This is a genomic window from Diaphorobacter ruginosibacter, from assembly GCF_040396215.1.
GTDB lineage: Bacteria > Pseudomonadota > Gammaproteobacteria > Burkholderiales > Burkholderiaceae_C > Diaphorobacter_A > Diaphorobacter_A ruginosibacter_A.
On sequence record NZ_JBEBOW010000184.1, the window covers coordinates 1 to 5448 of the forward strand.

The 5448-nt window shown below is 62.7% G+C and carries 5 protein-coding genes; 2 read left to right on the plus strand and 3 right to left on the minus strand.

Features of this window, described 5'->3' with window-relative positions; translation table 11 throughout:
- The 3 genes from ABWP92_RS16165 to ABWP92_RS16175 form a co-directional block, all read right to left on the minus strand.
- On the minus strand, nt 1-1488 hold a 1488-nt coding region (locus tag ABWP92_RS16165), incomplete at its 3' end, for a fimbria/pilus outer membrane usher protein (protein WP_353236431.1).
- Nucleotides 1489-1501: 13 nt separating this feature from the next.
- Entirely contained in the window at nt 1502-2296 is a 795-nt protein-coding gene (locus ABWP92_RS16170; protein WP_353236432.1) for a fimbrial biogenesis chaperone, read from the minus strand.
- A 45-nt stretch (nt 2297-2341) separates the two neighbouring features.
- On the minus strand, nt 2342-2893 hold the full coding sequence (locus tag ABWP92_RS16175; RefSeq protein WP_353236433.1) for a Csu type fimbrial protein: 552 nt from the start codon (nt 2891-2893) through the stop codon (nt 2342-2344).
- A gap of 420 nt (nt 2894-3313) precedes the next feature.
- On the opposite strand from ABWP92_RS16175, the gene ABWP92_RS16180 reads away from it, so the two are divergent.
- Nucleotides 3314-3544: a hypothetical protein gene (locus tag ABWP92_RS16180; RefSeq protein ID WP_353236434.1), complete on the plus strand. Its 231-nt coding sequence runs from the start codon at nt 3314-3316 to the stop codon at nt 3542-3544.
- A gap of 147 nt (nt 3545-3691) precedes the next feature.
- A partial coding sequence (gene htpG / locus ABWP92_RS16185) for a molecular chaperone HtpG (protein ID WP_353236435.1) occupies nt 3692-5448 on the plus strand: 1757 nt, incomplete at its 3' end.

The following is a 5448-nucleotide window of genomic DNA, read 5'->3' on the forward strand; positions in this document are numbered from 1 at the left end:
CTGGCCCGCATTGTGCAGATACAGCATGCCCGCGTTGAAGCTGCCCCATTGCGGATGGTTGTACCCCGCAACCGCGCGGGCCGAGGACCGCAGCCGGTGATCGTCATTGAGCGACGCGGCATCCCGGTATCCTTGGTTTGCGCGCGTTGCCTGGAGATTGGTATAGACGCGCTGGTTGTTCCAGCTGTGCCCCAGTTGCAGCAGTTGGCCCATGCTGCCCTGGCTCTGGCTGATGGCGGTGGCAGCGGACACGATGCCGAGCGGCCCCAGAAGCCAGTTGCCGCCGCCGCCCAGATTGGTGAGGCCGGAGGTCGCCTCCGCGTGGCTTTGCAGCGTGACCTGATTGCTCAGGCCATAGCTGTACGAGCCGCTGAACAGCGGGTCGGAGCCATAGTCGGATGAGCGGTAGCCATAATTCCTGCGCACCATGCCGGCTTCCACGGACCAGTCGCTGAGGCCTTCGGCCAGCAGCTGCGGCGAGCCGAACAGGTTGTACTGGATGGTGGTGGAGCGGCCGAGCGCGTCGGTCAGCACGATCTGCGCGGTGCCGTTGCCGGTGATGCCCACGGGCGCGTTCAGTGTGAACGGGCCGGCGTTCACGGTGCCCTGGTACTGGCGCACGCCGTTGATGAATAGTTCGATGTCGGAGGGCAGCGCGCTGGTGCCCATCAGCGCCGGGATGGGCGTGGTCACGCGGTACGGCTGGAGCCCGAAGTTGCGTGCGATCTGAATGCCGCCGATGCGCGTGGCGCGCGACCATGGCTGCGTGCTCGTGAGCGCATCGCCCACCCGCAGCGTGACCATGCTTTGCGGGAAGGACATGCTGAATGCCGTATCCAGGCGCACCTGCTGGTATTGGCCGCCGCCATTCGCCCGGTCCGCGTTCGAGGACTGGCTGGACCATTGCGACAGCATGGTATGGCTCAACACCATGTTCGACTTGAACGCGCGCAGCTCGGTTAGCGCGCTCACGGTGCGTGCGTCGCCGCTGTGCGTGCCGAACAGGTCGTAGTTCACCAGCAGGCCCGGGGCGCTGTCGGCGAGGTGGCCCGAGAACGCCTGCGTGTCGATCAACGCCCTGGGCCAGGTGAGCTTGTCGAAGGGAAGCGTCAACTGAGCGGTCTGGGCGCTCGTGTCCAGCCGGGACTGCATGCCGTCGATGGCGTCGAGCGCCACCCAGTCCTGATCGGCGTTGTCGACGGAGGACGCTGCGGGCAGCGCCTCTTCACGAACCCCCATGCTGGCGAGCGAGCCCCGGCGCATGAGCAGCCGGTTGTCCAGCAACTGCGCCTGGACCAGCCCGACGTCGCGTGTGTTCAGATGCGTGGCCAGCATCAGCTCGATGGGGGCGGCAGGGCGCCGGACGCCCATGAGCACGGGCTGCGCCGGAGGCAGCGCGTTCGCCCGGATGGCGCCGTTTTGCGCCTGGGCGCGGCAAGTGCCGCCCAGCGATGCGAGCAGCAGGACAACCAACAGGGAACGCGGCATTGGGCAACGGAGCTCAGGGCGACACGGGCGCATTGATTCGCTGGACGTCCGAATTGATCATCGCCTGATAGGCAGTGGCGGGAGCGGATGCCGAAGCGCCCTTCGGCGCGGCAATGCTCCAGCGCATCGTGCTGCCCGGCAGTACATAGCCGAGCATGCCCGTGTTGATCGGAGTGGTCAGTCCATCCGCATGGATGGCGGCCAGTTCCGCGAGCTGTGCGTGCATGCTGCCTTCGTTGCGGACTTCGAAGGCATAGGTGTCGGCCTGCCTGCTGATGTTCCAGCGCAGATGCGATCCGGCCGCGCGGATGTCTTCCTCGGTGGCGTCGCCGATGAAAACCGGCACCGAATAGCGCATCAGGAATTTCATGCCATAGGCGCGGCGATCCTTGGCGTTGTCCTTGGCGTCAGCCTGCGCCTGCTGCGGGGTTTGCGAAGGCAGCTCGTCCACGATCAGCCGGTAGGACGACTCCGCCCCGGCCGCCGGCGCCGGGCCGGTGCGCAGCACGCGCACCAACTGGCGGCCGCCGGGCGGGATCTCGATGAGCGGAGGAGAGATGGTGAGGTTGCCCGTGGGCGCCAGCAGATCCTCGCCATCCTTCTGCGTCCAAGCGAACGCGCGGACCTGCGCGGCCAGCGGCTCCTGGCTGGAGTTGACGAGCCAGATCCCCTCAGCCTGGCGGTTGACGGGGATCTGCAGCGAGATCGGCGTGACCTGCAGCCCCGCCGCAAACGCGCTGGACGAAAGCGCGAGCATGGCCGCCGCCATGGCGGCGGCTCGTCCGGTCCTGAAAAACACTGGCTGCATGGTCTGCCCGTTCGTCACTCGAATTCGCAAAATGGCTGTCGCAGCTCAATAGGTGACGGTCACGGTGACCGTGTCCATATAGCTGCCGGGCTCGACGTTCCAGGCGCTGCCGGCCACGGAGGCGTACACGGTGAATGTCTGCGCCGTGCTGTCGCCGGTCTTCGTCACGGTGTTTCCGCTGGTGCCGGTCGTGCTGCCCCATGCCGTCGCGCCCCCGCTGTCCTTCGTGAGCTTGTAGGCGATCTTCTGGTCCGCGGCGTCGGTCACGCCAGCGGATGTGCGCTTCATGAAGCCCACGCCCGATGTGTTGAGCGGGTTGGCGGCATCGGTGTTGCCGGGCGTGAGGCCGATCTCGTAGCTGGTGCCCTTGGAGCATTTCACGGTCAGGATCGTCTGCTTGGTCTGGGCGGTGTTGTTGGTCGTGTCGACGGTGTCGAACTGCACATCCGCCGCCTTGGAGGGGTTGATCGCGCAGGACTTGTTGACCGTGACCTTGACGTCGAACGAGCCGGAGACGGTGTCGGCGAAGCTGGCGGAGGTGAGCAGCATCAGGCTGGCTGCGGCAATGCTGGAGAGGGCGGTTTTGGTGAAGGACATAGAACTAAAAACTCCACAGGATGGAAATCCACCTTGCGTCTGCCGTTCATCGGCAGCAACGAGGTGTGCTTGGGGCATTCGCGGGCGGTTGCAAGCCGATCGCTGATCGAGTCCAGGGTGCGCGGTGGCTCCAAGGTCCGGTGGGAACCAGGGGCAGCTTGCAATCCCGTGATTTCGTTCAGCGGTCGAGCTTCTCTGCCCGTGACAGCCTCCTATCTGCTTTTCCTGTTCGAATTTGAGCGTTGCTGTGCGCATTACAAATTAGTAAAACACTATTGATCAAATGAAATGGATCGTCAGATGAGGATGCAACGCGAATGTACGACAGGCGGATGACGTTAGGTTACATTTTGTTGGTTACCAAATGTAATAATAAATAGATGACTAAAATTCGATGGTGAAAATTCATGATGATGATTGATGCCTGCTCTGTTTGTTGATGGCTTCGAGGCCTGTTGCATGCGGGTGCTTGGCGATTCGGGTGTTTTCATGCTTTTGCTATTGATACAAATGAGCCGTTTTGGCAGGGAATTTCATCGAATTAGCGCCAAATTTTTCAATGGTGCTTATTCCATTGTTTCTTTTGTAACCAAATGGAAGATGAACTATTTCTATCCATCGGCTTGGTTTTGCATGACGCACCTGCCTTGAAGTGCTCTGTTTCATCCCCATCTGCCTGCCAGCTCGGCAAGCGCCGGAACCCGTCCCGTGGCGGGGTCCCGTGCCATCCGAAGCGTCACAAGGAGATGCCCGCGCCATGCCGCGCGGCATCGGGAAGAGACTTTTTCGCATCCACCCATGAGCAACAAGCACACTCACTCTTTTCAGGCCGAAGTGGCCCAACTGCTGCACCTGGTCACGCATTCGCTGTATTCCAACAAGGAAATCTTCCTGCGCGAGCTGATCTCCAATGCTTCTGACGCCTGCGACAAGCTGCGCTTCGAGGCGTTGAACCAGCCCGGACTGTACGAAGACCAGCCTCGGCTGGAGGTGCGCGTGTCGTTCGACAAGATGGCACGCACGATCACCATCGCCGACACCGGCATCGGCATGAGCGAGCAGGAAGCCATCGAGAACCTGGGCACGATCGCCAAGAGCGGCACCAAGGATTTCATGAGCAGGCTCTCGGGCGACCAGAAAGCTGATTCGCAACTGATCGGCCAGTTCGGCGTGGGCTTCTATTCCGGGTTCATCGTCGCCGACCGGATCACCGTGGAGTCGCGCCGCGCGGGGCTGCCCGAGGGCGATGGCGTGCGCTGGATCAGCGGCGGTTCGGGCGACTTCGAGGTCGAGCAGATCGAGCGCAAGGAGCGCGGCACCAGCATCACGCTGCACCTGCGCGAAGAGGCGCAGGAGTTCCTGAACACCTGGAAGCTCAAGCAGCTCGTCAACAAGTATTCGGACCACATCAGCCTGCCCATCCTCATGGAGAAGGAGGAGTGGAAGGAGGGTGAAAACGATCAGCCCGGCGACATGGTCAAGACCGGCGAATGGGAGACCGTCAACCAGGCTAGCGCGTTGTGGACGCGGCCCAAGAAGGACATCACGGCCGAGCAGTACGCCGAGTTCTACAAGAGCATCAGCCACGATCACGAGGAGCCGCTCACCTGGAGCCACAACCGCGTCGAAGGCAACACCGAGTACACGCAGCTGCTGTACATCCCCTCGCATGCGCCCATGGACCTGTGGAACCGCGACAAGAAGGCGGGCATCAAGCTGTACGTGAAGCGGGTGTTCATCATGGACGACGCAGAGGCGCTGATGCCCACGTACCTGCGCTTCGTGAAGGGCGTGATCGATTCGGCCGACCTGCCTTTGAACGTGAGCCGCGAGCTGCTTCAGGAAAGCCGTGACGTGCGCCTGATCCGCGACGGCAATACGCGCCGCGTGCTCTCGATGCTGGAGGACCTGGCCAGGCACGACAAGCATGCGTCGAGCCCTGCCGCAGAGGGCGACGTGGTGGATGTGGTCAGTGAAGAGGACAAGGCCAAGGAAGGCAAGTTCACCAGGTTCTATGGCGAGTTCGGCGCGGTGCTCAAGGAAGGTCTTGGCGAGGATTTCGGCAACGCCGAACGCATCGCCAGGCTGCTGCGTTTCGCATCGTCCACCACCGAGGGGCTGAGCGTTTCTTTTGCCGACTACAAGTCGCGCATGAAGGAAGGCCAGGAGGCGATCTACTACATCACCGCCGACACGCTGGCGGCGGCCAAGAACAGTCCGCAACTGGAGGTGTTCAAGAAGAAGGGCATCGAAGTCCTGCTGATGACGGACCGGGTGGACGAGTGGGCGCTGAACTATCTCACCGAGTTCGACGGCACGCCGCTGCAGTCGGTGGCCAAGGGTGCGGTGGATCTGGGCAAGCTGCAGGACGAGGCCGAAAAGAAGGCCGCGCAGGAAGCGGCGGAAACCTTCAAGCCGACCCTCGCCAAGCTCAAGGAAGCGCTGAAGAACGAGGTGGAGGACGTGCGCGTGACCACGCGGCTGGTCGATTCGCCCGCCTGCATCGTGGTGCAGGACGGCGGCATCAGCGCGCAGCTCGCCCGCATGCTCAAGCA

Coding starts and splice junctions, on each gene's coding strand:
- ABWP92_RS16180 (WP_353236434.1), top strand. CDS start 3,314: ATGCCTGCTCTGTTTGTTGATGGCTTCGAGGCCTGTTGCATGCGGGTG.
- ABWP92_RS16175 (WP_353236433.1), bottom strand. CDS start 2,893: ATGTCCTTCACCAAAACCGCCCTCTCCAGCATTGCCGCAGCCAGCCTG.
- ABWP92_RS16170 (WP_353236432.1), bottom strand. CDS start 2,296: ATGCAGCCAGTGTTTTTCAGGACCGGACGAGCCGCCGCCATGGCGGCG.